This window comes from Enterobacter bugandensis (genome assembly GCF_900324475.1).
Classification (GTDB): Bacteria; Pseudomonadota; Gammaproteobacteria; order Enterobacterales; family Enterobacteriaceae; genus Enterobacter; species Enterobacter bugandensis.
The window spans coordinates 1,749,059-1,772,790 of the sequence record NZ_LT992502.1; the positions used below are offsets into that span (position 1 = coordinate 1,749,059).

A 23,732-nucleotide genomic window follows, 5' to 3' on the forward strand; every position below is an offset into this window, starting at 1 on the left:
CAAAGCTATTTACAGCACTAATCCCGCAAAGCTCGCCGACAGCAGGCTCACCAGCGTCGCACCGTATACCAGGCGCAGACCAAACCGCGACACCACGTTGCCCTGCTGCTCGTTCAGCCCCTTAATCGCCCCGGCGACGATGCCGATGGAGGCGAAGTTGGCAAACGAGACGAGGAAGACGGACAAAATACCCAGCCCGCGCGGTGACATTTCATGAGCAATTTTTTGCAGCTCAATCATCGCCACAAATTCATTCGCCACCAGCTTGGTTGCCATAATGCTGCCCGCGTTTAACGCATCGCTGAGCGGAATCCCGATAAGCCACGCCAGCGGATAAAACACATAGCCCAGGATCTGCTGGAAGCTCATGCCGAATACGCTGGAGAAGAGGGCGTTAACGGCGCTGATGAGGGCGATAAACCCAATCAGCATCGCCAGAATAATCATCGCCACCTTAAAACCGGCCAGAATATACTCGCCCAGCATTTCAAAGAAGCTCTGGGATTCGTGCAGTTTTTCCAGCTTGATATCCGGCTCGGCTTCCGGACGTACCGGGTTAATGACCGAGAGAATAATAAAGGTGCTGAACATATTCAGGATCAGCGCGGCAACGACAAATTTGGCGTCGAGCATGGTCATATAGGCACCGACAATCGACAGGGAGACCGTCGACATGGCCGTGGCCGCCATGGTGAACAGACGACGCGAGGAGAGATCCCCCAGCACGCCTTTATAGGCAATGAAGTTTTCCGACTGGCCGAGGATCAGCGAGCTCACCGCGTTGAACGATTCCAGCTTGCCCATGCCGTTCAGCTTTGACAGCAGCGTCCCGATGATTCGAATAAAAATCGGCAGGATCCGCCAGTGCTGGAGAATACCAATCAGTGCGGAAATAAAAATAATCGGACACAGCACGCCGAGGAAAATAAACGCCAGCCCTTTTTCACCCATTCCGCCAAAGACGAAATTCGTCCCTTCCGAGGCAAATTTCAGCAGTGACTCAAAGAAGCCGGAAACGTATTTAATCAGGAATAGCCCGCTTTCGGCGTGCAGGAAAAAGAACGCCAGAGCAATTTCAATAACAATCAGCTGTAAAACATAACGAATGCGAATTTTTCGGCGGTCGAAACTCACCAGCCAGGCAAGCGCAAGAATAATCACCAGCGCCAGCAGGAAATGGACAATCTTAAACATGGGATATTTTCGGTTGGTTTTTGAGGCGGATATTTAGCCACAGCACTGGTTAACCGTAAATGGGCATTTTTATTATAACTTATAAACTTAACGGTAACGGCGGCAACTATTAACAGGCTTTACGTTTACAACTCGTCATCAAATCACCACACATTTCGCTTGTGTTTCCTTTCGCCGTAATGATAATCACTATCACAAGAATTTACCTTTCTTTGCATCAGTTGACCGCGATAAACATTTAAGGTGTCGGCATGTTTGTTCCATTTCTCATTATGTTACGTGAAGGCCTTGAAGCGGCCCTGATTGTCAGCCTTATCGCCAGCTATCTGAAGCGCACCCAGCGTGGGCGCTGGATTGGCGTGATGTGGGTTGGCGTCTTCCTTGCCGCGGCGCTCTGCCTGGGCTTAGGTATCCTCATCAATGAAACCACCGGCGAATTCCCGCAGAAAGAGCAGGAGCTGTTTGAAGGTATCGTCGCCGTGATTGCGGTGTTCATCCTGACGTGGATGGTCTTCTGGATGCGCAAAGTTTCCCGCAACGTGAAGGTGCAGCTGGAGCAGGCGGTGGATAACGCCCTGCAGAAGGGGAATCACCACGGCTGGGCGCTGATTATGATGGTCTTTTTCGCCGTGGCACGCGAGGGTCTGGAATCGGTTTTCTTCCTGCTGGCGGCATTCCAGCAGGATGTGGGCATCTGGCCGCCGCTGGGTGCCATGCTCGGTCTGGCAACGGCGGTGGTGCTGGGCTTTCTGCTCTACTGGGGCGGCATTCGCCTCAACCTGGGCGCCTTCTTTAAGTGGACCAGCCTGTTCATTCTGCTGGTGGCCGCGGGGCTGGCAGCAGGGGCGATCCGCGCCTTCCACGAGGCGGGCCTGTGGAACCACTTCCAGGACGTGGCGTTCGATCTTAGCAACGTTCTCTCCACCCATTCACTGACCGGCACCCTGCTCGAAGGCATCTTCGGCTACCAGGAAACGCCGAGCGTCAGCGAAGTGGCGATGTACTTTATCTATCTGGTTCCGGCGCTGGTGCTGTTCGCGATGCCGCCGCGTACCGGTTCGCAGGCGTCGCGCGTTGCGCCGTAATTATTGTTTTAGTTACAACATACTTTTTAAGGGAAGAGTCATGGCAATTCAGTTTCGTCGTAGTGCATTGTGCGCAGGCATTGCCGCGCTGTTCGCTTCTGCATTCGCTGCGCAGGCTGCGGATATTCCGCAGGTAAAAGTCACCGTTAACGATAAGCAGTGCGAGCCGATGACCATCACGGTTAACAGCGGTAAAACCCAGTTTATCATTCAGAACCACAGCCAGAAGGCGCTGGAGTGGGAGATCCTCAAAGGCGTGATGGTGGTGGAAGAGCGCGAGAACATCGCGCCAGGCTTCAGTCAGAAGATGACCGCCAACCTGCAGCCGGGTGAATACGACATGACCTGCGGCCTGCTGACCAACCCTAAAGGCAAGCTGATCGTCAAAGGTGCAGCGACGGCGGACGCGGCCAAAGGCACGGCCCTGCTGAGCCTGGGCGACGCTATCACCGCCTATAAAGCCTACGTCACCAAAGAGACGGCGGACCTGGTCACGGGTACCAAAGCCTTCACCGACGCCGTGAAAGCGGGCGATATCGAAAAAGCGAAATCCCTGTACGCGCCAACCCGTCAGCACTACGAGCGCATCGAGCCGATTGCCGAGCTGTTCTCTGACCTCGACGGCAGCATTGATGCCCGCGAAGATGACTACGAGCAGAAGGCCGCCGATCCGAAATTCACCGGCTTCCACCGTCTGGAAAAAGCCCTGTTTGGCGATAACTCCACCAAAGGAATGGAGAAATACGCCGGGCAGCTGAACACCGACGTGCTGGAGCTGCAAAAGCGCATCAGCGAGCTTGCCTTCCCGCCGTCGAAGGTGGTGGGCGGCGCGGCCGGTCTGATTGAAGAAGTGGCCGCGAGCAAAATCAGCGGTGAAGAAGATCGCTACAGCCACACTGACCTGTGGGACTTCCAGGCCAACGTCGACGGTGCGCAGAAGATTGTCGAGCTGCTGCGTCCTCAGCTGCAGAAAGAGAACGGCGAACTGCTGGCGAAAGTAGATGCCAACTTCAAAAAGGTCGATACCATCCTGGCGAAGTACCGTACCAAAGACGGGTTCGAAACCTACGACAAGCTGACCGACGCCGACCGTAACGCGCTGAAAGGCCCGATTACGACGCTGGCGGAAGATCTCTCCCTGCTGCGCGGCGTACTGGGTCTGGACTAAGCACGATGAACAAGCATGACGAGTACGACGTCGCTGAACCTTCACGGCGTCGGTTGTTAAAAGGGGTAGGGGCGCTGGGCGGCGCGTTTGCCCTGGCGGGAGGTTGCCCGGTGGCGCATGCGGCGAAACCGCAGAGCGCACCCGGTACGCTCTCGCCGGATGCCCGCATGGAGACCCAGCCGTTTTATGGCGCGCACCAGGCGGGTATTCTCACGCCGCAGCAGGCTTCCATGATGCTGGTGGCCTTTGATTCGCTGGCCAGCGATAAGGCGGATCTGGAGCGTCTGTTCCGCCTGCTGACGGCGCGCATCGCGTTTCTTACCGCGGGCGGGCCGGCACCGGATACGCCGAACCCGCGTCTGCCGCCGATGGATTCCGGTATCCTCGGGGCGTTTATCGCGCCGGATAACCTGACCATTACCGTGTCGGTAGGGGAGTCGCTGTTTGACGGCCGCTACGGCCTGGCAAAACAGAAGCCGAACGCGCTGCAGAAGATGACGCGCTTCCCGAATGACTCCCTCGACGCGGCGCTGTGCCACGGCGATCTGCTCCTGCAGATTTGTGCCAATACACAGGACACGGTGATCCACGCCCTGCGCGATATCATCAAGCACACGCCGGATCTGCTGAGCGTGCGCTGGAAGCGGGAAGGGTTTATCTCTGACCACGCCGCCCGCAGCAAAGGCAAAGAGACGCCGGTTAACCTGCTGGGCTTTAAGGACGGCACGGCCAACCCGGACAGCAGCGATGCGGCGCTGATGAAAGACGTGGTGTGGGTGACGGCAGATCAGGGGGAACCCGCATGGGCGGTGGGCGGCAGCTACCAGGCTGTGCGCATTATTCAGTTCCACGTGGAGTTCTGGGACCGCACGCCGTTGAAAGAGCAGCAGACGATTTTTGGCCGCGACAAGCAGAGCGGGGCGCCGCTGGGCATGAAGCACGAGCATGATGTGCCGGACTACGCGAACGACCCGGATGGCGACGTTATCGCGCTCGACAGCCATATTCGCCTTGCCAACCCGCGCACCAAAGAGACGCAGTTCAGCCTGATGATGCGCCGTGGCTACAGCTATTCGCTGGGCGTGACCAATTCCGGCCAGCTTGATATGGGGCTGCTGTTCGTCTGCTATCAGCACGATCTGGAGAAAGGCTTCCTGACCGTGCAGAAGCGGTTAAACGGCGAAGCGCTGGAAGAGTACATTAAGCCCATCGGCGGCGGCTATTTCTTTGCCCTGCCCGGCGCGCGCGATGCTGGCGCGTATCTCGCACAAGGTCTGATGGAAGCCTGATAATCGTCCCTGCGATAGTTCGCGGGGACATTATTTTTTCATATGACTATCTTATTGTTATATTTCTGTAATATTCATATATAAGACTGATTCCGCTGCAGGAACAGTCTTAAAAGTTGCATTCAGGTAAAATAAATGTTGCATTTATGATAACTCCTGATGTACTTAAGATAAGACAGCGGTAGTTCCCGGCAGTGATGCTGAATCACTATGGAGATCGCGAATGGTTGCGTCCTGTACTGGACAAGGTAAACATAACAACCGCAGCACCCGGCGCGGAGGCTCAGACTCCGGCAGCGATTTCCTCACCACTAAATTCTCCCCCACACCTCAAGAATCTGATTCGACCGACGTGCAGACCGGTGCGCGTAGCCGCTCTGTATCGTCATCTGATAAAGCAAGCAATGGCTTACAAGGAAGCCAACCCTCTGATGTTCGTGCGCATAATCGTGCCGAAGCTGGCGCGTGTGATGAATACCAACAACTCAAGGTGCTATCCATGGGAAGACAAAAAGCAGTGATCAAAGCTCGTCGCGAAGCAAAACGTGTGCTGAGACGGGACTCACGTAGCCATAAACAGCGTGAAGAAGAATCGGTCACCTCGCTTGTGCAGATGAGTGGCGTAGAAGCAATTGGCATGGCCAGAGACAGCCGTGATAATTCTCCAATTGTGGCGCGCAATGAGGCTCAGGCGCACTACCTGAATGCTATCGAGAGTAAACAGCTCATCTTTGCAACCGGTGAAGCCGGATGCGGGAAAACCTGGATCAGTGCAGCCAAAGCAGCGGAAGCGCTGATCCATAAGGACGTGGAGCGCATTATTGTTACCCGTCCTGTACTGCAAGCTGATGAAGATCTCGGCTTCCTGCCCGGCGATATTTCGGAGAAGTTTGCTCCGTACTTCAGGCCCGTCTATGACGTGCTGGTGAAGCGACTGGGTGCATCCTTTATGCAGTACTGCCTGCGACCAGAGATTGGCAAGGTGGAAATCGCGCCGTTCGCCTATATGCGCGGACGTACATTTGAAAATGCGGTCGTTATTCTCGACGAGGCTCAGAACGTGACCGCTGCGCAAATGAAGATGTTTTTAACGCGCCTCGGGGAGAACGTGACGGTTATCGTTAACGGCGATATTACCCAGTGTGACCTGCCGTCGGGCGTGAAGTCCGGCCTCAGCGACGCCATGTCACGTTTTGAGGAAGATGAGATGATTGGGGTGGTACGCTTCACCAAAGAGGACTGCGTGCGTTCGGCGCTCTGTCAACGGACGCTGCAAGCGTATTACTGAGTGTGCTGTTGCGTTCAAGGCCCGGGAAACCGGGCTTTGTTTTATGTGCAGGCATAAAGAGCGCAGGGAGTCTCAAGGTTCGAATCCCCAGGTGCGATCCAAAAGAAAAAAGCCCGTACTTTCGTACGAGCTCTCATCTCAAATATGGCGGTAAGGGGGGGGATTGACTCGCTTCGCTCGCCCTGCGGGCAGCCTGTTCGCTTTGCTCACAGTCTGTCCAACTGGCTGCGCCAGTTGTCGAACCCCGGTCGGGGGTTCTCATCCCCCGCAAAAAAAAAGCCCGCATTTTCATGCGAGCTCTTCTTAAAATATGGCGGTGAGGGGGGGATTCGAACCCCCGATACGTTGCCGTATACACACTTTCCAGGCGTGCTCCTTCAGCCACTCGGACACCTCACCATATTGTTTTGCTGCCTGACCGCTTGGGGGGCAACGGGGCGCTACTATAGGGAGTTGCGCGAAAGCGGTCAAGCAGATTTTCTGCATTCGTGCTTGTTCGGTTAAGCCTTAATCAGCTTATGTCGCACAGCGCAGGATTAACGCTGCGAATCGAGCACTTCGCTGTTTTTCACCACCTCCTGCGCTTTGCCGTAGCTTTCGATCAGCAGCTGGTAGGCCGGGAAGATGTGGGTGTATACCTCAGCCCATTCAGCCGCATCTTCACGGTTCCAGGTTCGCTGGATCTCAGAGGCCACAGCGGCGGTATCCATCGGCACCACGCCTGCCTGGACCACGCGGGCCAGGGTGATCTCCTGCGCCATTTTGCTGTAGGTGCCGGAGGCATCAATCACCGCAAACACTTTATATCCGTCCGCCACCGCGCTGATGGACGGGAAGGCCATGCAGACGCTGGTGATCGTGCCTGCAATAATTAACGTCTTGCGACCGGTAGCTTTTACCGCCGCCACGAATTCCGGGTTATCCCAGGCGTTGATCTCACCTTTGCGGGCCACATACTGCGCATGCGGCGCGTTGGCGTGGATCTCCGGGATAAGCGGGCCGTTCGGTCCCTGTGGAACGGAGGCGGTGGTGATCACCGGGATCTTCGCCAGCGTGGCGATCTTTGCCAGCGCCGCCGCACGGGCGCGCAGCTCCGGCATGGGCATGTCGCCGACGGTCTGGAACAGACCGCTCTGGTGGTCGATAAGCAGCATGACGGCATCATTTACGTCAATGACGGGACGTGCACCGTTGAAGTTTGCAGGGGTAGACATATTGCGCTCCTTAATTACGTTCAGATCTGGCCAAAGCGGCCGGAGTTGAAATCACGGATGGCTTCCGCGATCTCGGTTTTACTGTTCATCACAAACGGGCCGTAGCCCACAATCGGTTCATTCAGCGGCTCACCGGCCATCAGCAGCAATTTCGCGTCGCTGTTCGCTTCCAGATGCAGCTTTTCACCGCTCTGACTTAGCACAACCAGCTGCGCTTCACCCGCTGGCGTGGTGCCGTTCACCGTTACGCTGCCCTCAAGTACCACCAGCGCCGTGCTCCAGCCTTCGGGCTGGTTGAGCGTCAGATGGCTGCCCTGGTTAAGCGCGATGTCCCAGACGTTCAGCGGTGAGAAGGTATGGGCCGGGCCCGTCACGTCCTCAAGGCGACCGGCGATGACCCGCAGCGTGCCGCTGTTATCCGGCAGCGTGACCACCGGGATATCCGCTTTGGTGATGCTCTGGTAGCCGGGCGTCGCCATTTTGTCTTTGGCGGGCAGGTTGACCCACAGCTGCATCATTTTTAGTTCACCGCCTTTCTGCGCGAAGGCGCTGGAGTGGAACTCCTCGTGCAGGATGCCTGCGCCCGCCGTCATCCACTGCACGTCGCCGGGGCCAATAATGCCGCCTCTGCCGGTGGAGTCGCGATGCTCCACTTCGCCGGCGTAAACGATGGTCACCGTTTCAAAGCCGCGATGAGGATGCTCGCCCACGCCGCGTTTCGCGCCGTCCGCCGGGAAGGTGTACGGTCCGGCATAGTCCAGCAGCAGAAACGGGCTCAGCGGCTCGCCGTGCGTCTGGTAAGAAAACATTGAACGAACCGGGAAACCGTCACCGACCCAGTGCGGACGAGGTGCGGTATAAACGCCTGTTACGTTTTTCATGATGAACTCCTGATGTTCTGTTGATGTAATTAGCTTATATTCAGGGTTAATATCCCGGTAGATAGTGAAAATGACATTCACTGTTCTGAATATGGAACGATGAGGGCGTATGCAGGATCTCAATGATTTCGCGTGGTTTGTGAAGGTGGTGGACCATGGTGGATTTGCGGCGGCGGGTCGGGCGCTCGATCAGCCCAAGTCAAAACTGAGCCGCCGGATTGCCCTGCTGGAAGAGCGCCTTGGCGTGCGGTTGATCCAGCGCACCACCCGGCAGTTTACGGTGACGGAAGTGGGGCTGACGTTCTATCAGCACTGTAAAGCCATGCTGGTAGAGGCCGAAGCTGCGGAAGAGGCGGTGGCGGCGTTGCAGGCCGAGCCACGCGGCGTGGTCAGGATCACCTGTCCGGTCACCTTGCTGCACGTGCACGTGGGGCCCATGCTGGCGCGGTTTATGGCGCGCTATCCGGGGATCAATCTTCAGCTTGAGGCCACCAACCGACGGGTTGATCTGGTGGGTGAGGGCATCGACGTGGCGATCCGCGTTCGTCCACGTCCGTTTGATGACAGCGACCTGGTGTTAAGAGTGCTGGCAGACAGGGGACACTGCCTGGTGGCGAGCCCTGCGCTGATTGCGCGGATGGGTCACCCTGCCGTGCCCTCTGAGCTGAGCGAGTGGCCGGGTTTGAGCATGGGGGTGGGAAAGCAGCTGCACAGATGGGAACTGAGCGGGCCGGAAGGAGCGAAAGCCGCGATTCATTACACGCCGCGCTTTATTACCACCGACATGCTGGCGCTGCGTGAAGCGGCGATGGCGGGGGTGGGCGTGGTGCAGCTGCCGATTTTGATGGTCAAGGATCAGCTGGCATCCGGGGAACTGGTAAGGGTGCTGGATGCATGGGAACCCCGACGGGAAGTGATTCACGCTGTTTATCCTTCCAGGCGAGGTTTGCTGCCGTCCGTCAGAACGCTGGTGGATTTTCTTACTGAAGAGTATGCGCGGATGGTGGAGGAGTAACGATCCCCTCGCCGCTTTGGGGAGAGGGTTAGGGTGAGGCGCTCAGGCTGCACCGAGCTGAATATAGCACCGGGGGGGATTGACTCGCTTCGCTCGCCCTGCGGGCAGCCTGTTCGCTTCGCTCTCAGTCTGTCCAACTGGCTGCGCCAGTTGTCGAGCCCCGGTCGGGGGTTCTCATCCCCCCACAGACTTTCGTACGAGCTCTCATCTTGAATATGGCGGTGAGGGGGGGATTCGAACCCCCGATACGTTGCCGTATACACACTTTCCAGGCGTGCTCCTTCAGCCACTCGGACACCTCACCATATTGTCATCCCGTTGTTGCTGGGACGGGCGCTAATGTAAGGAAAAGCCGAACTGCCGTCAACCCACTTTTTCAGTAATTTAGCGCGTTTAGACAAACTTCAGGCAACATGATTCTTAAATGTGCTGAAAGCGTCTTTTTTATCAACAACACGATCACGCAATAAATTTGCTATGCTGACCGTCCAGTTAAAAAGCAAAATAAATCAGCGCAATAAAAGGCAGGATTGACTATGGATATACTCTTCTATCACCCCACTTTTGATACGGCTTACTGGATTAAGGCACTTTCTGCGGCACTGCCGGGCGCTCGCGTTCGTGAGTGGAAGCGGGGCGATAACGAACATGCTGACTACGCGCTGGTCTGGCATCCGCCGGTAGAAATGCTCCAGGGCCGTAAGCTGAAGGCCGTGTTTGCGCTTGGAGCCGGCGTGGATTCCATTCTGAGCAAGCTGAAAGCACACCCTGAAATGCTGCCGGAAGATATTCCTCTGTTCCGCCTGGAAGATACCGGTATGGGCCAGCAAATGCAGGAATATGCCGTCAGCCAGGTGCTGCACTGGTTCCGCCGCTTTGATGACTATCAGGCGCTTAAGCAGCAATCCCGCTGGGAGCCGCTGCCTGAATATCCGCGCGAAGCGTTTACCGTTGGTATCCTCGGCGCAGGCGTGCTGGGTTCGAAAGTGGCTGAAGCGCTCGCGCCGTGGGGCTTCCCGCTGCGCTGCTGGAGCCGCAGCCGTAAAGACTATCCGGGCGTTGAGAGCTTTGCCGGAACGGATGAGCTTCCGGCCTTCCTGAACGGCACGCGTGTGCTGATTAACCTGCTGCCCAATACGGCGGAAACGGTGGGGATTATCAATGAAGGCCTGCTCAACCAACTGGACGACCAGAGCTACCTGATGAACCTGGCGCGCGGCGTGCATCTGGTCGAGCCGGATCTGCTGAAGGCGCTGGATAGCGGGAAGCTTAAAGGCGCCATGCTGGATGTCTACAGCCGTGAGCCGCTGCCGGAGGAAAGCCCGCTGTGGCGACACCCGCGCGTGGCAATGACTCCGCACGTTGCCGCCGTGACGCGACCTGCCGAGGCGGTGGCCTATATCTCGCACACGATCGGTGAAATAGAGAAGGGTAACCCGGTCACCGGACAGGTCGACCGACAGCGCGGCTACTGAGAGAAACCCGGCGTTCGCCGGGTTTTTGCTAATATTCGCCGCTGATAACTGCTATCCTTTGGAAAAAACGCAGAGGAGAGAAAGATGTATCCCGTTGACCTGCATATGCACACCGTCGCCAGCACCCACGCGTATAGCAACCTCCATGATTATATCGCCCAGGCGAAGCTTAAGGGCATCAAGCTGTTCGCGATAACCGATCACGGCCCGGATATGGCGGATGCGCCGCACTACTGGCATTTTGTGAATATGCGTATCTGGCCACGTCTGGTGGACGGCATTGGGATACTGCGCGGCATTGAGGCGAACATCAAAAACACCGACGGTGAAATTGACTGTACCGGCCCGATGCTGACCTCCTTAGATCTGATCCTTGCCGGCTTCCATGAGCCGGTTTTCCCGCCGCAGGATAAAGAGACCAATACCGCGGCGATGATTGCCACTATTGCCAGCGGCAATGTGCACATCATCAGCCATCCGGGCAATCCGAAATACCCGATTGATATTCAGGCCGTGGCGCAGGCCGCGGCGAAACACCGCGTGGCGCTGGAGATTAATAACTCCTCGTTCGTGCACTCGCGTAAAGGCAGTGAAGCCAACTGTCGCGAAGTGGCTGCCGCCGTGCGTGATGCGGGTGGCATGGTGGCGCTGGGCTCTGATTCGCACACGGCCTTCACGCTGGGGGATTTTAGCGAGTGCCTGAAAATATTGCAGGATGTGGATTTCCCGGAAGAGCGCATCCTGAACGTCACGCCGCGTCGTATGCTTGATTTCCTCGAGTCGCGCGGCATGGCGCCGATTGATGAATTTGCCGATCTTTAATTGAATAACGGAATAAAACAATGAATGAATTTTCCATCCTTTGCCGCGTGCTGGGCTCCCTGTATTACCGCCAGCCGCAGGACCCGCTGCTGGTGCCGCTGTTTACGCTGATTCGAGAAGGTAAACTGGCGCAGAACTGGCCGCTGGAACAGGATGAGTTACTGGAGCGCCTGCAGAAAAGCTGCGATATGCAGCAGATCTCAACGGACTACAATGCTCTGTTCGTGGGCGAAGAGTGCCGCGTGTCGCCGTATCGTTCCGCCTGGCAGGAAGGCGCGACCGAAGCGGAAGTGCGGGCATTCCTTTCAGAACGCGGGATGCCCCTGAGCGATACCCCAGCCGATCATATCGGTACGCTGCTGCTGGCCGCGTCCTGGATCGAAGACAACGCTGGCGACGATGAAAATGAAGCCATCGGGATCCTTTTCGAAACGTATCTGCTGCCGTGGGTGGGGACCTTCCTGGGTAAAGTGGAAGCTCATGCCACCTCTCCGTTCTGGCGAACGCTGGCCCCGCTGACGCGTGACGCCATTGCAGCAATGTGGGATGAGCTGGAAGAAGAGAACGAGGAGTGATGTAAATCACAAAAATCCTGCAACGATACATTTCAACTTGCACATAATGTGCTTCTGATCGCATTTCTATGGCGCGCTTCTGCTAAGATGCGCGCCATGAACATATTACTTTGTATTGCAATCACGACGGGCATCCTCTCCGGTATTTGGGGATGGGTAGCGGTGTCTCTCGGTCTGTTAAGCTGGGCTGGCTTCCTGGGTTGCACGGCCTATTTCGCCTGTCCTCAGGGCGGGCTGAAAGGGCTCTTTATCTCAGGCTGCACGCTGATGAGCGGCGTTATCTGGGCGCTGGTCATCATGAAAGGCAGCGCGCTGGCGCCGCATCTGGAGATGCTGGGGTACGTCATGACGGGTGTCGTCGCCTTCCTGATGTGTATCCAGGCGAAGCATCTGCTGCTGTCGTTTGTGCCGGGAACCTTTATGGGGGCCTGCGCAACCTTTGCCGGGCAGGGGGACTGGAAGCTGGTGGTTCCTTCCCTGGCGCTGGGGCTGCTGTTTGGCTACGCCATGAAGAACAGCGGTCTTTGGCTGGCGGCGCGACGGGAAAAAACGCAAAACATCACCGCGGTGAGTGAATAAAAAAAAGGCGAGATAATCATCTCGCCTTTTTTATGCGCTGCCCGTCAGGATTCCGGAGGCACCGACATATCACGGTATTTCACCAGGATCGGGTTCTGCACCTCCGCTTTGTTTTGCAGATCCCACAGCCCGCGATCGATACCATCGTTGATTAAGAAGATCACGCCGGTTTCAATGGCTGACATCAGACACATCATGACCGGTTCGTTAGAGGTGTAGCCAATTTCTCCCTCCAGCAGGCGCTGGTAATCAATAAAGCGGAATACCCCAGCCTGAACTTCATAAGACAATATCGTTTTGCTGGTGTTGACCGAAGAGAGCACTTCACCGGTACTGACGTTCACGACGCGCAGGTTAACCGCAATTTGGTCGAGCTGGTACTGGGTATCTGCGCCGATACCGAAGTAGCGCGCGCCCACGCCACCCGATTTCACGTTGCTCTCGTAACCGATAATCGACCCTTCAATCATCACGTTTGCGGCGGCCAGAGACTGCAGAGGCATCCGGTTATTGTCCGCAACGGTGCCATTCTCCTGCGCGGCACGAATGATTTTTCGTTCATTTAACAGGTTCTGAAGCCCCTGGCGTTCCAGCGGAATAAACCAGTGCGAATCTTTAAGTGCAGTCACCAGCATGGCGGTGGCGCTTTGCGGCACCGCGGTGGAGAAGTTACTTGCCGGATAAGGCTTAAATTGTCCGGTTTCATCCTGAATGTTGTATACCGAGACAAATATCTTGCCCGTAGGTGAAGGCAAATGGGTTAAATCACGGTAACTCTGGGCCCGCGGCATTAATGTGGGTTTTGCAGCTTCTTTAGGCGGAGCAGTTAAACAACCGCTCAATAAGCACACTGCAACAAATATCAGGAAGCGCTGCATGGTCGTTGTCCTTATTTAGCTATTGTTTAAAAGTCAGTTGAATTATTTTGCAGGCCGGAAACCTCTATGGTGGAAGTTTTTCCGGTTTTACGATCGGTCACATTCAACTGGAGCTGTCCGTCCCTGTTGGCGATGTCGACGATAAAGTCGTTGGTCATCATTCGGCCGGGTTTGCCGGTATTAATGTTGGTCAGCAATCCCCCTAAAATCTGCGACTGGATAGCCTGGGTGAAGTTATCCAGTGCGGAAGGGGTATCAACGGTAAAATCCTGAAAGCTCGGATCTTTATAGGAGTTTTGTGCCTGAGCTTGATTCAGCAGAAAGGCACCGTTGTTAGGGTTACCGCCAAAGTTAGGGTTACGGAACTGGAAGGTCATATTTCCGGCCCAGCTCAGGGGAGCAATAAGCATGATCGAAACAACTGCATATGCAATACGCATGACAGCCTCCGCATATCGGTTCGCTAGAACTCATCTTTTGCTAAATCGCTGGTGCTTAATAGGGCTTTATCTATTTGCAGGCGATTAATAGCGTCTTCAGTTTGAGCCAGTGCTAAGGCTACGTTTTTTTCGAAGTCTGTTTTCGAGGGGAATAAAAACGTTTGATAAATAACGTCCTGATTGGCCGTTATGGTTATCCAGCTTCCCCATCGTGCACTGGGCCGCTCGTTGATTGTTAAATTACCCGTGTAGGGACTGTCCCATTTATCGCTGAAGGCCCGGTAAAAACTGTGCCCGATCGATGAGACAGTGTGGTCAGTTAACAATCCGGGAACTTCGACCTCAACGGCCTGCAGGTTCCCTGCAGCGAGCAGGAGACTCGCTGCGGCGATCCAACTCAACGTGCGCTTCATGTGATTAACGCCTGAGGTTATCGTTTGCCCATGAAACCGCCTGAGTTCGGTTTTTAACAGCTATCTTCTTGAAAAGATTATAAAGGTGCGTCTTTACCGTATTTTCGCTGATAAATAACGAACGGGCGATTTCAATATTTGAAGCACCAATGCGTAATTTGTTCAGGATCTCTTTCTCACGGTGGGTGAGCAGCGCTGATTCCGAACTGTTATAGCGGTAATTTCCGGAGTGCGTGATGAGGTAGCTGGCCAGCTTTTGCGAGAAATAGCATTCGCCGCGCAATATGCCTTGCAGACCATCTACCACCCGAACCTCTTCTTCAGTGACGTAGAACACGCCATTGATATGCGGCCAGCTTTCAATATCTCTGAAAGGATATTCATCAGGCGTATTCAATAATAACACGCGGATATTATTGTTTTTCCTGCTTAAGTTATCTTGCCAGTAATGGATAAGCTTTTTATCGGCTTCCATCATATCAAACAGAATGATGCTGCCAGGCGCAATATCATCAAAAGAACGTTGAATATTATGCAATTTCCCGTTCAGTGATAGAGATTGCTTTAAATGTTGTAATAAAGCTGTCGCTTGCAGAGAAGGTTTTGTGATCAACAGTAATGTATGACCATGTAAACTATGGACTTCATTATACATGATGAAACCCCACTTATTTTTGGCACCTGACAGCCGCCCTCTCTGTAAAGAATAGGGCACCAGAAGTACTGACAGATGTTGCACTGCTGTGTGTAGAATCAGAACATAACCTCCACAGGGAGGTAAATATAAAACCAATTTCGTACATCTAATTTCAATCTAGCTTTTACGAATTTTAAAGCAAGTGTTAATCATGTAACAGGATGTAAAAATCAATATTAATTTGTGAAAATTGCAGATTTTGAATGTTGCTATTTGATATGAAAGTTGTACATGGAAATAGTAGTGCATAGATTTTAAAAATCATACAAATATAATTAACTAGTTAATATTTATAAGTATTTATTATTTTATTTAGTTTGTACCCAGGTATGAGTAACTGATACTTTCTAAGTCATGCCGTTCTGGTTTTTCTGGCTTAAGAAAACTCGCCTTGTGTCACGCCCTGAAGAAAATGTCATCCTGGCGTTACGCTTAAACAACGCGGGAAGGAGCATGGACGGCTTTCTCGCCGTTGTACAACATGTCGCGCATAAATATTTCATAAAAAATAAAAACGGCCTGTGTCATGCCTTTTATGGTGCAAATTACAACTTTGTGGTGACCTGAAAAATAAAAATAAGCCACGCGGGTGAGATATTTAAAATGTTTCAGCGGACATACTCTTCACCGTAACGACGCGTTAACAAAAACGAGTCGTTTAATACGAAATACGATCAGGGTGTTTTCAGGTAGCCGGGTCCAGGGTGACAACATGAAAAACACATCGTTATTTTTGATGTTTACATTACTGGGTGCGCCTGGATTTGTAACCGCCGCGAATTCAGATTTAGCAAACGCTGAATATAATTTTGCGGTTAATGAATTAAGTTATTCATCATTAAATCAGGCAGCCATTATTGGTCAACAGGGCGTATTTAATGACGCTCAGCTTCGCCAGGAAGGATCGAAACTCTTGTCCGTCATTTCTCAGGATGGGGCAGGCAACAGAGCGAGAGTTGATCAATCAGGGACTTACAATATTGCCTGGATCGATCAGAGCGGTAACGGGAACGATGCAGGTATTACGCAGGATGGATATGGTAATAGTGCGAAAATTATCCAGAAAGGGTCGGGTAATAGAGCAAATATTACGCAGTACGGTACGCAGAAAACCGCAGTTGTAGTGCAGAAACAGTCGCAGATGGCAATTCGCGTTATTCAGCGCTAGCTATTTCGCGACGACGTTAATCAATCCGATGGGGGTTTACCATGAAATTTATCAAAGTGGCAGCACTTGCAGCAATCGTCGTTTCTGGTAGTGCTATGGCTGGTATGATTAATCAGGGCGGATGGGGTCATGGACACGGTCATGGCGGAAACAGTGGTCCAAATTCAACCCTGAATATTTATCAGAACGGTGGCGGTAACTCCGCGCTGGCGTTGCAGACAGATGCCAGAAATTCCGTTCTTAATATTAGCCAGACCGGTGGCGGTAACGGGGCTGATGTCGGTCAGGGTTCTGACGACAGCAAAATCAACCTGACCCAGAACGGCTTTGGCAACAGTGCGACACTCGATCAGTGGAACAGCAAAAAATCCGTTATGAATGTTAGCCAGTACGGCGGCCTTAACGGTGCGCTCGTAGACCAGACGGCGTCTAACTCCACCGTCAACGTTACCCAGATCGGCTTTGGTAACCACGCGACAGCGCATCAGTACTGATACTGAAATCTGTACTACAAAAAAACAGGGCCGATGCCCTGTTTTTTTTCGGGAGTTCCTCATGAATACCTTCATTCTCCTTGCCGCGCTTTCCGGCCAGATAACCTTTCAAACGTCACAGCAGGGAAATATGACGACCATTATTCCGCAGGTCATTTTGACGGAACCGTGTGATTGTCAGGTTCAGATCCTCTCTTTGAAGGAAGGGCAGAGTGGGCAAAGTGCTTCGCGACAGCAAAATACCCTTTTTATTCCCGCTAATCAGCCGATTGATTTAACGCGGTTGAGTTTAACTATTTCTGCGGAAGACACGATCAACATCGTTGTCACCGTCACGGATGGAAAAGCGCTTCATTTATCACAGCAGTGGTCGCCAGCCGGGGGTGCGCTGTAAATATTCATGAAATCAATGCATTGTGAATATTTGCCGTTGAACTAAGCTGTTATCAGGAACTGCGTTGTTAGGTTCCGTAACGTCAGCCTTCGTTTGCATAATGAAGCGCGTTTGCCCCTCATGGACGATTTTCATTGAGGAGTACATATCGTGACCCACTCGTTTGCACATCTTATTTCAGGTCTGGGCCTGCTTGTTTCGGCATTTATCGCTCCAGCTTATTCGGCCACGCTCGCGCAGGGCGGCGTTATTCACTTTCGCGGCGCAATCGTTGCTGACCCTTGCGAAGTTACCCAGCGGCAGCGGCAGCTGGCGGTGTCGTGTCCGGAAAAAAATCGTATGCAAACGCGTATGGTGAGTTACGGCGACGCGCTGAACGGCAAGGCGACGGCTTCCGGCCTGGCGACAGTGAATATGACGTACCTGAATCCTGAAAAAACGCTCGCGGTTGTTCAGATCCAGTACCGTTAATACCCGTGCGCGCCCGTCGGCGGGCGCGGTTTTATGCCTATCGTTTTTCTCAATAACCCCTCTGCGATACACTTATAAAAAAGGCGGGCAGCAGAGGGGCTTTATGAAACCGCAAATTGAAGTTATTCATGGCGATATTACGACAGTTCATGTCGACGTCATCGTCAATGCGGCCAATCCTTCCCTGATGGGGGGAGGAGGCGTAGACGGCGCTATTCACCGGGCTGCCGGACCGCAGTTACTGGAAGCCTGTAAAATCGTGCGTCAGCAACAGGGTGAATGCCCACCGGGCCATGCGGTGATTACGCTGGCGGGCAACCTTCCTGCTAAAGCGGTGATTCATGCTGTCGGGCCCGTGTGGCACGGCGGAGACCAGCATGAAGCGAGCCTTCTGGAGGAGGCATACCGAAACTGTCTGCGGCTTGCCGCCGACAACGGCTATAAAACGATGGCGTTCCCGGCCATCAGCACCGGCGTGTATGGATATCCTAAGGCGGCAGCGGCGACCATCGCCGTCGAAACGGTTTACCGCTATTTGTCGCTTAAACCGCTGCCAGAGAAGGTGATTTTTGTCTGCTTCGATGAAGACACCACGCATCTTTATCAGCGGCTTCTGACTCAGCGCAGACAAGAGCTGGAGAGCTGAAGTGAAGGCGGCGCACCGTGAGTGCGCCGCGCTGCTCAGGCGGCTTTCGGCTGAGGTTTTCCTGAAAACAGGAAGCGCAGAAGAGGGATCCGCAGATGGATCTCGTAGAGTACGACGGCAATCCCCACCACAAACACCAGCCCGGTAAAGAAGCCCAGCGTGTTGGATGCGATATGCGGCGTGATGTATGCCCCGAAGAACAGCGTCAACGGGTGGTGCACCAGATAGATAAACAGTGAGGCATTGACGAAGTAGGTCACGCGGCTGGACTTAAAGTTCAGCAAACGGTGGCCGAGCGCGAACACTACGTTCACCATCCACAAGCCCAACAGCATGGTGATCACGCTTTCCGTTTCATACATCCAGGCGTCGCCGCTCCCGTAGCGCTGGTTCAGCAGGTAGGCCGCAAACGCGATGGCCGCACCCACCGCGCACCACGGTGACGGGGTGGTAAACAGCGCTTTAAGCCTCGGATGAATAAAGGCCAGCGCGCCAATTAAAAAGAACGGAATGTAGAACAGCGACTGCATCACCACAAAATTGAACAGGCCGTCGCTCAGTATTGGTGGATAGACGATAAACAACGTGCGTCGCACCGCGGCATAGGCGATCCCCAGCAGTAAAAAGAGCACCGACAGTTTGCCCAGCGTGACGTTAGCGAAGAAAGAGTCTGCTGTCGTGCTGAGATGACGGCGCAGGCGGCTGAAAATCACCAGACTGACCGTGGTCAGCACCACCAGAACCAGCAGGAACCAGAGGTGAGACACGAGCTCCCAGACCAGCGTGTTGTACTTTTCATACAGCGAGAGATTCGGCCAGTTCTCCGCCTTGCCTTTAACGTATTGCAGCATAATGAACTGCGGCAGCGTCAGGAGCGGTATGGCGGTTAACATGGGAATACCTACGCGCTCCACGCGCACTTTCCACCAGCGCTTAAGCGGATAGCGTAAAAAAAGCATGTACGAGAAATAGCCGGAGATGACAAAAAACACCTGCATGCGGAAGGCGTGAATAAAGTCATTAAACAGCGTCAGCCACCAGGAGGGCATCTGGCTATTAACATGCCACGTGTGGCTGGAGTAAATCAGTGAAATATGAAAGGGGATCCCCAATAGCATCAGCCATGCCCGGATCGAGTCGAGGAAATATTCCCGTTGTATCGGTGTTGTGCTCATATAACGTTGCGCATTCTCAGACTTTTCGCCTTATCCCTAAGGCTCATAATGGTTACATTCGACGCCAACCCTACACCAAGACCGACACACTGTCTCCAGGATAAGCACGCAAAGTGAATAACGGGTTCTTTCATTTGCTTAATCCATGAGCCAGCAGCTGAACAAAGCAGTGATTATGTTGTCGGATTGCCTGAGTTTCCATTAAAATGGATCGGATCGATATAAGCACACAAAGGGGGAAGTGCTTACTTATTATGAAACATAAACCACAGATGATGAAAATGCGTTGGTTGGGTGTTGCGGTGGTGTTATCACTGTATACCTCATCGGCACTGGCCTTTAACATCGACGATGTCGCAAAACAGGCAAAATCGATGGCAGGCAAGAGCTACGAAGCGCCGAAAAGTAACCTGCCCTCCGTTTTCCGCGACATGAAGTATGCGGACTATCAGCAGATCCAGTTCAACCACGATAAAGCGTACTGGAACAACGTTAAAACCCCGTTCAAGCTTGAATTTTATCATCAGGGTATGTACTTCGACACGCCTGTTGCCATCAATGAAGTGACGGCGACCGCGGTACGTAAGATCAAGTACAGCCCGGATTACTTCAATTTTGGCAATGTGCAGCACGACAAAGATACGGTGAAAGACCTGGGCTTCGCAGGCTTCAAGGTGCTTTACCCGATCAACAGCAAAGATAAAAACGACGAAATCGTTAGCATGCTTGGCGCCAGCTACTTCCGCGTGATTGGCGCGGGGCAGGTGTACGGGCTTTCTGCGCGCGGTCTGGCTATTGATACCGCGCTGCCATCAGGTGAAGAGTTCCCGCGTTTCCGCGAGTTCTGGATTGAGCGTCCAAAACCAACGGACAAACGTCTGACTATTTATGCGCTGCTGGATTCCCCACGCGCAACCGGTGCCTATCGCTTTGTGATTATGCCAGGTCGTGACACGGTCGTTGACGTGCAGTCTAAGGTTTACCTGCGTGACAAAGTGGGCAAACTGGGCGTCGCTCCGCTGACCAGTATGTTCCTGTTTGGGCCGAACCAGCCGTCACCGGCAACCAACTTCCGTCCGGAACTGCATGACTCCAACGGTCTGTCTATTCATGCCGGTAACGGTGAGTGGATCTGGCGTCCGCTGAATAACCCGAAACATCTGGCGGTCAGCAGCTTTGCGATGGAAAACCCGCAGGGCTTTGGCCTGCTGCAACGTGGCCGTCAGTTCTCTCGCTTTGAAGATCTCGACGACCGCTATGACCTGCGTCCAAGCGCCTGGGTTACGCCGAAAGGCGACTGGGGTAAAGGCAAGGTAGAGCTGGTTGAAATTCCAACCAACGACGAAACCAACGACAACATCGTCGCATACTGGACGCCGGATCAGCTGCCGGAAGCCGGTAAAGAGATGAACTTCAAGTACACCATTACCTTCAGCCGCGACGAAGATAAGCTGCATGCGCCGGATAACGCGTATGTGACGCAGACTCGCCGCTCTACGGGTGACGTGAAGCAGTCTAACCTGATCCGTCAGCCTGACGGTACGGTAGCGTTTGTCGTGGACTTCACCGGCCAGGATATGAAGAAACTGTCTCCTGATACTGCGGTGTCGGCCCAGGCCAGCATCGGTGACAACGGTGAAATCGTAGAGAACACCGTGCGTTACAACCCGGTAACCAAAGGCTGGCGTCTGACCCTGCGCGTGAAAGTGAAAGATCCGAAACAGACCACTGAAATGCGTGCTGCGCTGGTCAGTGAAGATCAGCCGCTGAGTGAAACCTGGAGCTACCAGCTACCTGCCAATGAATAATACATCTGAATATATTGATGCCATGCCGCTGACGGATATCGAAAAAGCGGCGCTGCCTAAGAGCGACATCCGCGCGGTTCATACCGCGCTGGATGGCGAACATCGTCAGTTTTCCCGTGATGATGATACGCCGCTGGGGTCAGTCAAGGCGCGTCTGGAGCAGGCCTGGCCGGACTCGCTGGCAGAAGGGCAGTTGATTAAAGACGACGAAGGACGCGATCAGCTTCAGGCGATGCCGAAAGCGACGCGTTCCTCAATGTTCCCCGATCCATGGCGCACCAACCCGGTTGGCCGCTTCTGGGATCGCCTGCGCGGGCGTGACGTCACGCCGCGCTATCTGTCGCGCCTGACGAAAGAAGAGCAGGCCTCCGAACAGAAATGGCGTACCGTGGGGACAATTCGCCGTTATATCCTGCTGCTTCTGACGCTGGCGCAGACGGTTGTCGCGACCTGGTATATGAAAACCATTCTGCCTTACCAGGGCTGGGCGTTTATCAACCCGACGGACATGATGGGCCAGGATCTCTGGGTCTCCTTCATGCAACTGCTGCCGTATATCCTGCAGAGCGGCATCCTCCTGCTGTTCGCGGTCCTCTTCTGCTGGGTCTCGGCCGGTTTCTGGACCGCGCTGATGGGCTTCCTGCAGCTGCTGATGGGACGGGACAAGTACAGCATTTCGGCGTCAACGGTCGGGGATGAACCCCTCAATCCCGAGCACCGTACCGCACTGATTATGCCTATCTGTAACGAAGACGTTGACCGCGTATTTGCGGGGCTGCGTGCAACCTGGGAGTCCGTAAAGGCAACCGGTAATGCGGCGCATTTCGACGTTTACATCCTGAGCGACAGTTACAACCCGGATATCTGCGTGGCAGAGCAAAAAGCCTGGATGGAGCTGATTGCGGAAGTGCAGGGCGAAGGGCAGATCTTCTACCGCCGCCGCCGCCGTCGCGTGAAGCGTAAAAGCGGCAACATCGATGACTTCTGCCGCCGCTGGGGTAACCAGTACAGCTACATGGTCGTGCTGGATGCTGACTCCGTCATGAGCGGTGACTGCCTGAGCGGTCTGGTACGTCTGATGGAAGCCAACCCGAATGCGGGGATCATTCAGTCTTCGCCAAAAGCATCCGGCATGGACACCCTGTACGCGCGCTGCCAGCAGTTCGCCACCCGTGTTTACGGCCCGCTGTTTACCGCAGGTCTGCACTTCTGGCAGTTGGGTGAGTCGCACTACTGGGGCCACAACGCCATTATCCGCGTGAAGCCGTTCATCGAACACTGTGCGCTGGCGCCGCTGCCGGGCGAGGGTTCGTTTGCCGGTTCGATTCTGTCGCATGACTTCGTGGAAGCGGCGCTGATGCGTCGTGCTGGCTGGGGCGTCTGGATTGCCTACGACCTGCCGGGATCGTACGAAGAGCTGCCGCCGAACCTGCTGGACGAGCTCAAGCGCGACCGCCGCTGGTGTCACGGTAACCTGATGAACTTCCGCCTGTTCCTCGTAAAAGGGATGCACCCGGTTCACCGTGCGGTGTTCCTGACGGGCGTGATGTCTTATCTCTCTGCTCCGCTGTGGTTTATGTTCCTCGCGCTCTCCACTGCGCTGCAGGTCGTCCATGCCCTGACGGAGCCGCAATACTTCCTGCAACCGCGCCAGCTGTTCCCGGTGTGGCCGCAGTGGCGTCCGGAGCTGGCGATTGCGCTCTTTGCTTCCACCATGGTGCTGCTGTTCCTGCCTAAGCTGCTCAGTATCATCCTGATCTGGTGCAAAGGCTCGAAAGAGTACGGCGGATTCTTCCGCGTAACCCTTTCGCTGCTGCTGGAAGTGCTGTTCTCCGTGCTGCTTGCGCCGGTGCGTATGCTGTTCCACACCGTGTTTGTGGTCAGCGCGTTCCTGGGCTGGGAAGTGGTCTGGAACTCACCGCAGCGTGATGACGACTCCACGCCGTGGAGTGAAGCCTTCATGCGCCACGGCTCTCAGTTGCTGCTGGGCCTGGTGTGGGCGGCCGGGATGGCCTGGCTGGATCTGCGCTTCCTGTTCTGGCTGGCGCCGATTGTCTTCTCGCTGATCCTGTCGCCGTTTGTGTCCGTGATCTCCAGCCGTTCAACGGTAGGGCTGCGTACCAAACGCTGGAAACTGTTCCTGATCCCGGAAGAGTATTCTCCGCCGCAGGTACTGGTGGATACCGATACCTATCTGGAGCAGAACCGTAACCGCACGCTGGACGATGGCTTTATGCACGCCGTGTTTAATCCGTCATTCAACGCTCTGGCGACGGCAATGGCCACCGCGCGCCACCGCGCAAGCCAGGTGCTGGAGATTGCCCGCGATCGTCACGTTGAGCAGGCGCTTAACGAGACCCCGGAAAAACTCAATCGCGACCGTCGTCTGGTGCTGCTGAGCGATCCGGTCACGATGGCAAGACTCCACTATCGCGTATGGTCCGCTCCGGAGAAGTACTCTTCGTGGGTGAACTACTACAAAGAGCTGAAGCTGAACCCGCTGGCGCTGAAGGCGAAGTAAGCGGTTAAGCAAGGCGGGTAAGCAAAGCGCCACCCGCCAGAT

At 54.5% G+C, this 23,732-nt stretch carries 24 protein-coding genes and 2 tRNA genes; 16 read left to right on the forward strand and 10 right to left on the reverse strand.

Annotated elements, in window-relative coordinates:
- Positions 1–9: 9 nt before the first annotated feature.
- On the reverse strand, positions 10–1,194 hold the full coding sequence (locus DG357_RS08460; RefSeq protein ID WP_047368266.1) for a NupC/NupG family nucleoside CNT transporter: 1,185 nt from the start codon (positions 1,192–1,194) through the stop codon (positions 10–12).
- A 251-nt stretch (positions 1,195–1,445) separates the two neighbouring features.
- Between DG357_RS08460 and efeU the strand changes: the two genes are divergently transcribed.
- The 4 genes from efeU (at position 1,446) to phoH (ending at position 6,024) form a co-directional block, all read left to right on the forward strand.
- Positions 1,446–2,279 (forward strand): iron uptake transporter permease EfeU, encoded by an 834-nt coding sequence (gene efeU, locus DG357_RS08465; protein WP_028012665.1) that lies wholly within the window; start codon positions 1,446–1,448, stop codon positions 2,277–2,279.
- Positions 2,280–2,319: 40 nt separating this feature from the next.
- Positions 2,320–3,447 carry an iron uptake system protein EfeO gene (efeO, locus tag DG357_RS08470; RefSeq protein WP_028012666.1) on the forward strand — a complete coding sequence of 376 codons (1,128 nt, stop codon included), beginning with the start codon at positions 2,320–2,322 and terminating at the stop codon, positions 3,445–3,447.
- Between the two features lie 5 nt (positions 3,448–3,452).
- Positions 3,453–4,736, forward strand: coding sequence for an iron uptake transporter deferrochelatase/peroxidase subunit (gene efeB / locus DG357_RS08475; RefSeq protein WP_088204987.1), 1,284 nt, complete (start codon positions 3,453–3,455; stop codon positions 4,734–4,736).
- Positions 4,737–5,235: 499 nt separating this feature from the next.
- The gene (phoH, locus tag DG357_RS08480; protein WP_024908976.1) at positions 5,236–6,024 is read left to right on the forward strand and encodes a phosphate starvation-inducible protein PhoH; all 789 of its coding nucleotides are present in this window, start codon (positions 5,236–5,238) and stop codon (positions 6,022–6,024) included.
- Between the two features lie 311 nt (positions 6,025–6,335).
- Here phoH and DG357_RS08485 read toward each other — a convergent pair.
- The 3 genes from DG357_RS08485 to DG357_RS08495 all read right to left on the reverse strand — a co-directional run bounded on the left by DG357_RS08485 (position 6,336) and on the right by DG357_RS08495 (position 8,119).
- Positions 6,336–6,423, reverse strand: a tRNA-Ser gene (locus DG357_RS08485).
- 137 nt (positions 6,424–6,560) lie between these two features.
- Positions 6,561–7,238, reverse strand: coding sequence for an isochorismatase family protein (locus DG357_RS08490; protein ID WP_025755865.1), 678 nt, complete (start codon positions 7,236–7,238; stop codon positions 6,561–6,563).
- 20 nt (positions 7,239–7,258) lie between these two features.
- The gene (locus DG357_RS08495) at positions 7,259–8,119 is read right to left on the reverse strand and encodes a pirin family protein (protein ID WP_048999532.1); all 861 of its coding nucleotides are present in this window, start codon (positions 8,117–8,119) and stop codon (positions 7,259–7,261) included.
- 109 nt (positions 8,120–8,228) lie between these two features.
- Between DG357_RS08495 and DG357_RS08500 the strand changes: the two genes are divergently transcribed.
- A complete protein-coding gene (locus DG357_RS08500; protein ID WP_088204988.1) occupies positions 8,229–9,134 on the forward strand; it encodes a LysR family transcriptional regulator in 906 nt (301 codons plus the stop codon).
- A gap of 216 nt (positions 9,135–9,350) precedes the next feature.
- Here the strand turns inward: DG357_RS08500 and DG357_RS08505 are convergent.
- A tRNA-Ser gene (locus DG357_RS08505) sits at positions 9,351–9,438 on the reverse strand.
- Positions 9,439–9,670: 232 nt separating this feature from the next.
- On the opposite strand from DG357_RS08505, the gene ghrA reads away from it, so the two are divergent.
- From ghrA to DG357_RS08525, 4 genes are all read left to right on the forward strand, one after another.
- Entirely contained in the window at positions 9,671–10,609 is a 939-nt protein-coding gene (ghrA, locus tag DG357_RS08510) for a glyoxylate/hydroxypyruvate reductase GhrA (protein ID WP_028012670.1), read from the forward strand.
- Positions 10,610–10,693: 84 nt separating this feature from the next.
- Positions 10,694–11,431, forward strand: coding sequence for a phosphatase (locus DG357_RS08515; RefSeq protein ID WP_028012671.1), 738 nt, complete (start codon positions 10,694–10,696; stop codon positions 11,429–11,431).
- Between the two features lie 20 nt (positions 11,432–11,451).
- Positions 11,452–12,006 (forward strand): TorD/DmsD family molecular chaperone, encoded by a 555-nt coding sequence (locus DG357_RS08520; RefSeq protein WP_045630075.1) that lies wholly within the window; start codon positions 11,452–11,454, stop codon positions 12,004–12,006.
- A 96-nt stretch (positions 12,007–12,102) separates the two neighbouring features.
- A complete protein-coding gene (locus DG357_RS08525; RefSeq protein WP_072201771.1) occupies positions 12,103–12,585 on the forward strand; it encodes a DUF1097 domain-containing protein in 483 nt (160 codons plus the stop codon).
- A 44-nt stretch (positions 12,586–12,629) separates the two neighbouring features.
- Here the strand turns inward: DG357_RS08525 and csgG are convergent, their stop codons facing one another.
- The 4 genes from csgG to csgD are packed head-to-tail and all read right to left on the reverse strand — an operon-like array spanning position 12,630 to position 14,971.
- Complete coding sequence (gene csgG / locus DG357_RS08530) at positions 12,630–13,463, reverse strand: curli production assembly/transport protein CsgG (protein WP_047368272.1); 834 nt, start codon at positions 13,461–13,463, stop codon at positions 12,630–12,632.
- 26 nt (positions 13,464–13,489) lie between these two features.
- Positions 13,490–13,903 (reverse strand): curli production assembly/transport protein CsgF, encoded by a 414-nt coding sequence (gene csgF, locus DG357_RS08535; RefSeq protein ID WP_028012675.1) that lies wholly within the window; start codon positions 13,901–13,903, stop codon positions 13,490–13,492.
- A gap of 23 nt (positions 13,904–13,926) precedes the next feature.
- A complete protein-coding gene (csgE, locus tag DG357_RS08540; RefSeq protein WP_028012676.1) occupies positions 13,927–14,316 on the reverse strand; it encodes a curli production assembly/transport protein CsgE in 390 nt (129 codons plus the stop codon).
- Between the two features lie 4 nt (positions 14,317–14,320).
- Positions 14,321–14,971, reverse strand: coding sequence for a biofilm master transcriptional regulator CsgD (gene csgD, locus DG357_RS08545; protein WP_028012677.1), 651 nt, complete (start codon positions 14,969–14,971; stop codon positions 14,321–14,323).
- A gap of 754 nt (positions 14,972–15,725) precedes the next feature.
- Here csgD and csgB point away from each other — a divergent pair.
- The 5 genes from csgB (at position 15,726) to ymdB (ending at position 18,186) form a co-directional block, all read left to right on the forward strand.
- Positions 15,726–16,181 carry a curli minor subunit CsgB gene (csgB, locus tag DG357_RS08555; protein ID WP_028012679.1) on the forward strand — a complete coding sequence of 152 codons (456 nt, stop codon included), beginning with the start codon at positions 15,726–15,728 and terminating at the stop codon, positions 16,179–16,181.
- A 41-nt stretch (positions 16,182–16,222) separates the two neighbouring features.
- Positions 16,223–16,675: a curli major subunit CsgA gene (gene csgA / locus DG357_RS08560; RefSeq protein WP_047368274.1), complete on the forward strand. Its 453-nt coding sequence runs from the start codon at positions 16,223–16,225 to the stop codon at positions 16,673–16,675.
- Between the two features lie 61 nt (positions 16,676–16,736).
- Complete coding sequence (gene csgC, locus DG357_RS08565; RefSeq protein ID WP_041910536.1) at positions 16,737–17,069, forward strand: curli assembly chaperone CsgC; 333 nt, start codon at positions 16,737–16,739, stop codon at positions 17,067–17,069.
- A 150-nt stretch (positions 17,070–17,219) separates the two neighbouring features.
- Positions 17,220–17,540 (forward strand): type 1 fimbrial protein, encoded by a 321-nt coding sequence (locus DG357_RS08570; protein ID WP_088204990.1) that lies wholly within the window; start codon positions 17,220–17,222, stop codon positions 17,538–17,540.
- A 103-nt stretch (positions 17,541–17,643) separates the two neighbouring features.
- Positions 17,644–18,186, forward strand: a complete 543-nt coding sequence (gene ymdB / locus DG357_RS08575; protein WP_028012683.1) for an O-acetyl-ADP-ribose deacetylase — start codon at positions 17,644–17,646, stop codon at positions 18,184–18,186.
- A gap of 35 nt (positions 18,187–18,221) precedes the next feature.
- On the opposite strand, the gene mdoC is transcribed toward ymdB, so the two are convergent.
- Complete coding sequence (mdoC, locus tag DG357_RS08580) at positions 18,222–19,361, reverse strand: glucans biosynthesis protein MdoC (RefSeq protein ID WP_041910534.1); 1,140 nt, start codon at positions 19,359–19,361, stop codon at positions 18,222–18,224.
- Positions 19,362–19,615: 254 nt separating this feature from the next.
- On the opposite strand from mdoC, the gene mdoG reads away from it, so the two are divergent.
- Together mdoG and mdoH are read left to right on the forward strand one after the other, a co-directional pair.
- A complete protein-coding gene (gene mdoG / locus DG357_RS08590; protein ID WP_028012685.1) occupies positions 19,616–21,169 on the forward strand; it encodes a glucans biosynthesis protein MdoG in 1,554 nt (517 codons plus the stop codon).
- On the forward strand, positions 21,162–23,690 hold the full coding sequence (mdoH, locus tag DG357_RS08595; protein WP_041910533.1) for a glucans biosynthesis glucosyltransferase MdoH: 2,529 nt from the start codon (positions 21,162–21,164) through the stop codon (positions 23,688–23,690). Before mdoG ends, mdoH begins: the two co-directional genes overlap by 8 nt.
- The last annotated feature ends 42 nt before the right edge of the window (positions 23,691–23,732 follow it).

What these genes read in the sequence shown, in the direction of transcription:
- DG357_RS08500 (WP_088204988.1), top strand. Translation starts at nt 8,229, where the DNA reads ATGCAGGATCTCAATGATTTCGCGTGGTTTGTGAAGGTGGTGGACCAT.
- DG357_RS08490 (WP_025755865.1), bottom strand. Translation starts at nt 7,238, where the DNA reads ATGTCTACCCCTGCAAACTTCAACGGTGCACGTCCCGTCATTGACGTA.
- csgA (WP_047368274.1), top strand. Translation starts at nt 16,223, where the DNA reads ATGAAATTTATCAAAGTGGCAGCACTTGCAGCAATCGTCGTTTCTGGT.
- efeU (WP_028012665.1), top strand. Translation starts at nt 1,446, where the DNA reads ATGTTTGTTCCATTTCTCATTATGTTACGTGAAGGCCTTGAAGCGGCC.
- mdoG (WP_028012685.1), top strand. Translation starts at nt 19,616, where the DNA reads ATGAAACATAAACCACAGATGATGAAAATGCGTTGGTTGGGTGTTGCG.
- DG357_RS08460 (WP_047368266.1), bottom strand. Translation starts at nt 1,194, where the DNA reads ATGTTTAAGATTGTCCATTTCCTGCTGGCGCTGGTGATTATTCTTGCG.
- csgB (WP_028012679.1), top strand. Translation starts at nt 15,726, where the DNA reads ATGAAAAACACATCGTTATTTTTGATGTTTACATTACTGGGTGCGCCT.
- efeB (WP_088204987.1), top strand. Translation starts at nt 3,453, where the DNA reads ATGAACAAGCATGACGAGTACGACGTCGCTGAACCTTCACGGCGTCGG.
- DG357_RS08495 (WP_048999532.1), bottom strand. Translation starts at nt 8,119, where the DNA reads ATGAAAAACGTAACAGGCGTTTATACCGCACCTCGTCCGCACTGGGTC.
- DG357_RS08525 (WP_072201771.1), top strand. Translation starts at nt 12,103, where the DNA reads ATGAACATATTACTTTGTATTGCAATCACGACGGGCATCCTCTCCGGT.
- ghrA (WP_028012670.1), top strand. Translation starts at nt 9,671, where the DNA reads ATGGATATACTCTTCTATCACCCCACTTTTGATACGGCTTACTGGATT.
- csgC (WP_041910536.1), top strand. Translation starts at nt 16,737, where the DNA reads ATGAATACCTTCATTCTCCTTGCCGCGCTTTCCGGCCAGATAACCTTT.
- csgE (WP_028012676.1), bottom strand. Translation starts at nt 14,316, where the DNA reads ATGAAGCGCACGTTGAGTTGGATCGCCGCAGCGAGTCTCCTGCTCGCT.
- DG357_RS08515 (WP_028012671.1), top strand. Translation starts at nt 10,694, where the DNA reads ATGTATCCCGTTGACCTGCATATGCACACCGTCGCCAGCACCCACGCG.
- efeO (WP_028012666.1), top strand. Translation starts at nt 2,320, where the DNA reads ATGGCAATTCAGTTTCGTCGTAGTGCATTGTGCGCAGGCATTGCCGCG.
- csgD (WP_028012677.1), bottom strand. Translation starts at nt 14,971, where the DNA reads ATGTATAATGAAGTCCATAGTTTACATGGTCATACATTACTGTTGATC.
- mdoC (WP_041910534.1), bottom strand. Translation starts at nt 19,361, where the DNA reads ATGAGCACAACACCGATACAACGGGAATATTTCCTCGACTCGATCCGG.
- DG357_RS08520 (WP_045630075.1), top strand. Translation starts at nt 11,452, where the DNA reads ATGAATGAATTTTCCATCCTTTGCCGCGTGCTGGGCTCCCTGTATTAC.
- mdoH (WP_041910533.1), top strand. Translation starts at nt 21,162, where the DNA reads ATGAATAATACATCTGAATATATTGATGCCATGCCGCTGACGGATATC.
- csgG (WP_047368272.1), bottom strand. Translation starts at nt 13,463, where the DNA reads ATGCAGCGCTTCCTGATATTTGTTGCAGTGTGCTTATTGAGCGGTTGT.
- phoH (WP_024908976.1), top strand. Translation starts at nt 5,236, where the DNA reads ATGGGAAGACAAAAAGCAGTGATCAAAGCTCGTCGCGAAGCAAAACGT.
- ymdB (WP_028012683.1), top strand. Translation starts at nt 17,644, where the DNA reads ATGAAACCGCAAATTGAAGTTATTCATGGCGATATTACGACAGTTCAT.
- csgF (WP_028012675.1), bottom strand. Translation starts at nt 13,903, where the DNA reads ATGCGTATTGCATATGCAGTTGTTTCGATCATGCTTATTGCTCCCCTG.